This window comes from Priestia sp. BR_2 (genome assembly GCF_041954005.1).
Taxonomy (GTDB): domain Bacteria; phylum Bacillota; class Bacilli; order Paenibacillales; family Paenibacillaceae; genus Paenibacillus_AQ; species Paenibacillus_AQ lautus_A.
This window is the reverse complement of sequence record NZ_JAVFHM010000162.1, coordinates 1-1211: the sequence shown is the minus strand read 5'-3', so window position 1 is coordinate 1211 and position 1211 is coordinate 1. Positions and strand designations below refer to the sequence as shown.

Sequence of the window (1211 nt, the reverse complement as noted above, 5' to 3'; positions counted from 1 at the left end):
GCTGTAAAGTCTTTGTACATTCCTTTACAGCCGCTTGGAACGTATTCTTCAAATGAAGCAGGCTCGGGAAACATGGAATAGAACGCCTTTTGATCAAAATTCACTAAAAATGAAGGGCTAAAATCTAATGCATCTTCTTCATCTCCTCTTTCTATTTTATCTTCAAATAGCTTTAAAAGAGTTGGCACCTCTGCTTTATACGACTCTATACGCTTTAAAAAAAGCTCAGCATTTTCACTGCTAAGAATCTCGATTCCTTCCCGTTCAGGTTCAATGTATTCATCAATCGCTAAATCACCTTCATTTTCAAAAGCTTGCGCAAACTTTACATAATCTAAGTACCATAGCTCTCGATCGGTTACATACCATTGAAACTGCTTTTTATGTATCACTCCGACAATTACGTTTTCAGCATATATAGGTTCTAGCATGAGATGGACCTCCTTGCTTTTATTAGTCTTCAATCACTCTCTTTTGTACTTTTCCATTGAGCTGTCGTTTTAAATATTCAGCAATTTTTATTTGTCCAAACTCCTTAGCATATCGGTACGCATCCATACCCTTAATATTCTCCTCAGTATATTGAACGGAAATATCTATACCTTGATCAACTAGATATTCAACTATTTTTTTTATGACCACCGTAAATTGCTGCGAACAATGGATTTCTTTTTGCCGAGCTTACATCTAATTCTGCTCCAGATTGGATTAAATACTGTACTATTTCTACATGCCCCTCACCTGCTGCCACTCGTAAGGGAGAAGCATCAAATATATCACCTTTTATATTTACATCGATTCCTTTATGCACTAGATACTCTACTATTTCCATCTGTCCTTTTTTTGCTGCTATATGCAACCAGCTACCAAATGGAGTCATGGTGTGTAGAATTGCTTTATTACTACCTATTAATTCTTTGACTAAGTTAATGTCACCACGTTTAATTGCATTCCTTATTTCCTTATTGACGCTGTTTTTTTCCAAATCATATCCCCCTTAATTTAGTTGCCCATCATTGCCGTGTTTTAATGTAGACATCCTCCTCAATAATTTAGCTGTTTCTACCGTTTTTACTTTTAAATAGTTGTGGTCAATAAAATTACTGTCGTATTTGTAGTTCTTTTAATACTTTTGTTCGCAGATCATTCACTGTTTTTCTATTCGTATCATCATTTAATAAAGAAGTTAATCTTTCTATATAACTATTCGC

The 1211-nt window shown here is 34.8% G+C and carries 1 protein-coding gene and 1 pseudogene; both read right to left on the bottom strand.

Annotation, left to right across the window (positions count from 1 at the left end):
* On the bottom strand, positions 1–431 hold a 431-nt coding region (locus RB298_RS07155), incomplete at its 3' end, for a hypothetical protein (RefSeq protein ID WP_486046578.1).
* Positions 432–453: 22 nt separating this feature from the next.
* A pseudogene (locus RB298_RS07150) lies at positions 454–985 on the bottom strand (ankyrin repeat domain-containing protein).
* Between the last annotated feature and the right edge of the window lie 226 nt (positions 986–1211).